Here is a 3,588-nt window from a genome sequence, read left to right on the forward strand (position 1 = left end):
CGTCCCCCCTCTGGAAATCACCCATGTCCCATTCCGAAATAATTCACAAAAAATTTAGCACATTCTTTCGGAAAGGGGGAGAGGGATATTCCGAAGGAATGTGCAAAAAAGAGTCTTTTTTGTGCGGAAATAAAGTGATAATTTACATTACTCCGCTATTAACCATTTGATCAATCAACATATGTTTGTCTAACCACTTTGTTGTTTGATGATGGAACATCCTCCTCAACAACTTAATTCGTTGTTCCGTTTCATTCGAATATCGCTGAATAACGCAAAATATTTTTGTGCACCTTTTATGCTTTTTATTCACTTTTTTATATGCTAAGTATTCTGGGAACCCAGCGACTAACCAATATTTATCTTCTATTCTATCCTTTTCAACAATAACATGGCTGCTTAACTGATATCCTCCCTCTAATATTTTGACTATTTTCTCCACTGCTCTTTTTGAGACATTTTCAACGTATATGGGGACAATTTTGTCTAATTCAATGGATTCCATCCAAATCCCATCAAGCTTCATTCGTACCCCTCCCCATAATTTTTGTAAAACTATATGAGAAGGAAAATTTGTCTAATAACAATAAACCAGCATTAGGATACTGGATTCCTAATGATGGTTTGTAAAAAGGGATCGTATCATATATGCTTGTTTCGGATGGTTTACTTGCTCTAGATATAGCAGTTCTAATTTTCTTTCCTTAAGCAATCGTGAAATGTACTTTTTGAGAAGAGGATCCATCTGACTATTCAGTAATTCACTTAATTCTTCGAGCGTTAACGGCTTAATTGCACAAAGATTTAAAATGATCTCATCTATTCGGAAGGATTTAATCTCTTTTTCTTCCTTGCCAATCAGAAATATCCAATAGCATTTTTTCCCGAACTTTTGTTTGTTCGTTTCCGTTAAGTCCGGAGCTAGCAGTGTTAGGTCCGGAGTTATTAACATTTGGTCCGGAGCTTATACGATTATATCTGGAGTTCCCTACAGATTTTTGATGAATGTTCTCGATCCCCGAAGCCCGTTCACTAAGTCCGATTAACATAAACATCTTAAAAATCGTTGGACTTCTCGGTCAAGTGAGCAATAATTAAAAATTTCAACATCAAACAAATAAAAAACCACTTTCATATACAAGTGATTTCTCATTTACATGTTTAAGCTCATTTGCGAAATGAAGCCCAACCTTCATATATGTACTTTAATTTGGTAAATATATCACACTTGTTGATTAGAAAATCATTTGCTATTATGTAAACGAAACTTACTTATTATTCATCCACTTGCTGAACATAATATATATGGACGCATCCCATAATCTCCAAGGACGTACTGATAATTATGTCAACCTCCCCATAAGTCCTCAAATCGAAAAACTGAATTTATATTATGTTAACTTAAGATGGAAAAAAGAGAGAAAGGAACGTCACGATTCCCTCTACTCCCCCTACGACTCGCCGCGACAGATAGAATTATATGTAATTCAATATTTCACGCGGCGCAAAGTCGTTGATTTTTTGCAATTCGTCTTTGCTCCACCATTTGAGTCCTTTCAGTGTGTCTTTTTCGTTCTTTGTCATTTGTTCGGTAGACAATGCGGTATCGGATTGGATCATGATTTGATAATAAATTTCCCGGCTAATGAAAGAGATTTCTAGACATACAAAAGCAGCTTGCCAATTCAGCGGCAAGCTGCTTCTTTTTGCCTCACTGATCAAACCGTGACCGACTCTTTGGCTTGTTTCAAATGAATATCAAAGCGGTCGGCGTTCATGATTTTCACCCAAGCGTTGATGAAATCGCGGACGAATTTTTCTCGGTTGTCGTCTTGGGCGTAAAATTCCGCGTAGGAACGAAGAATGGAGTTGGATCCGAAAATGAGATCCACCCGGGTCGCCGTCCACCGCACTTCGCCCGTTTTCCGGTCGCGGATTTCATAAATGCCGCTGTCTGTCGGCACCCATTCATAGTTCATATCCAACAAGTTGACAAAGAAGTCGTTGGTCAGCACCCCGATGCGGTCAGTGAAGACGCCATGAGGCAGATCGCGATAGTTCGCGCCCAACACGCGCAAACCGCCAACTAAGACCGTCATTTCTGGGGCGGTCAGCCCGAGGAGCTGGGCTTTGTCGACGAGCAGCTCTTCCGGCGGAACGCTGTACTCTTGCTTTTGATAGTTGCGGAAGCCATCTGCGAACGGTTCCAACACGGCAAAGCTTTCGACATCGGTTTGCTCTTGTGTCGCATCGCCGCGGCCAGGGAAAAATGGCACTTTGACATCAAAGCCGGCGTCGCGGGCTGCCTTTTCCACCGCAGCGCTGCCGCCAAGGACGATCAAGTCGGCGATGCTTACTTTTTTCGGCAGTTCGCGCTGGATGTCCTCGTAGACGGACAGCACTTTGGCGAGCCGCTCCGGTTCGTTCACTTCCCAGTCTTTTTGCGGCGCGAGACGAATGCGGGCGCCGTTGGCTCCGCCGCGCTTATCCGAGTTGCGGAACGTGCTGGCCGAGGCCCAAGCTGTTTTCACAAGTTCACTGACGGTCAGGCCCGAGTTCAAAATTTTGGCTTTGATTTCTTCAATTTCCGCTTCTGTCAATTCGTAATCGACTTCTGGAATCGGATCTTGCCAGATGAAATCTTCTTTCGGAACTTCCGGGCCGAGATATCTCGTTTTCGGTCCCATATCCCTATGGGTAAGCTTGAACCATGCCCGGGCAAACGCCTCTGCAAATTCTTCTGGATTTTGATGGAATCGGCGGGCGATTTTTTCGTATTCCGGGTCAAACCGAAGCGCCAAATCGGTCGTCATCATCATCGTCGGAACTTTTTTCGACGGATCCTCGGCATCCGGAGCCAAGTCTTTTTCATCCGGGTCGACCGCCATCCATTGCCATGCCCCGGCTGGGCTCTTCGTCAGCCACCAGTCATAGCCAAACAGCATGTCAAAGTACGACGTATCCCACTGGGTTGGCGTCGGCGTCCAAGCGCCTTCAATGCCGCTTGTGATCGTATCGCTCCCTTTCCCTTTTCCATACGAGCTGATCCAGCCCAGCCCTTGCGCTTCAATCGGGGCGGCTTCCGGCTCAGGACCGACGTGCGTGGCAGGGCCGGCGCCGTGCGCTTTTCCGAACGTATGACCGCCGGCGATCAAGGCGACCGTTTCTTCATCGTTCATCCCCATGCGGCGGAACGTCTCGCGAATATCGCGCGCCGCTGCTTTTGGATCCGGCTTGCCGTCCGGCCCTTCTGGGTTGACGTAGATTAACCCCATTTGCACCGCGGCGAGCGGGTTTTCGAGCTCGCGATCACCGGAATAGCGTTCAGAGGCGAGCCACTCTTTTTCCGATCCCCAATAAACGTCTTCTTCCGGATGCCAGACGTCAACGCGGCCGCCGCCGAATCCAATCGTTTTTCCACCCATCGATTCAATAGCGACATTGCCCGCCAAAATGAACAAATCGGCCCAAGAGATTTTGTTCCCGTATTTCTTTTTGATCGGCCATAACAACCGCCGCGCTTTATCCAAGTTGGCGTTGTCCGGCCAGCTGTTTAACGGGGCAAAGCGCTGCGTGCCGGTCGAAGCG

At 46.2% G+C, this 3,588-nt stretch carries 3 protein-coding genes; all 3 read right to left on the minus strand.

What is annotated here, in order from left to right:
• Nucleotides 1-142: 142 nt before the first annotated feature.
• A complete protein-coding gene (locus tag T260_RS1000000140440) occupies nt 143-526 on the minus strand; it encodes a hypothetical protein (protein WP_023634693.1) in 384 nt (127 codons plus the stop codon).
• Between the two features lie 950 nt (nt 527-1,476).
• The gene (locus T260_RS0121350) at nt 1,477-1,722 is read right to left on the minus strand and encodes an NUDIX hydrolase (protein WP_023634695.1); all 246 of its coding nucleotides are present in this window, start codon (nt 1,720-1,722) and stop codon (nt 1,477-1,479) included.
• Nucleotides 1,719-3,588 (minus strand): catalase/peroxidase HPI (gene katG / locus T260_RS121410; protein ID WP_023634696.1); only part of this gene is annotated, 1,870 nt, incomplete at its 5' end. The genes T260_RS0121350 and katG, both read right to left, overlap by 4 nt.

Origin of the sequence: Geobacillus thermopakistaniensis (assembly GCF_000498995.1) — a bacterium.
GTDB lineage: Bacteria > Bacillota > Bacilli > Bacillales > Anoxybacillaceae > Geobacillus > Geobacillus thermoleovorans.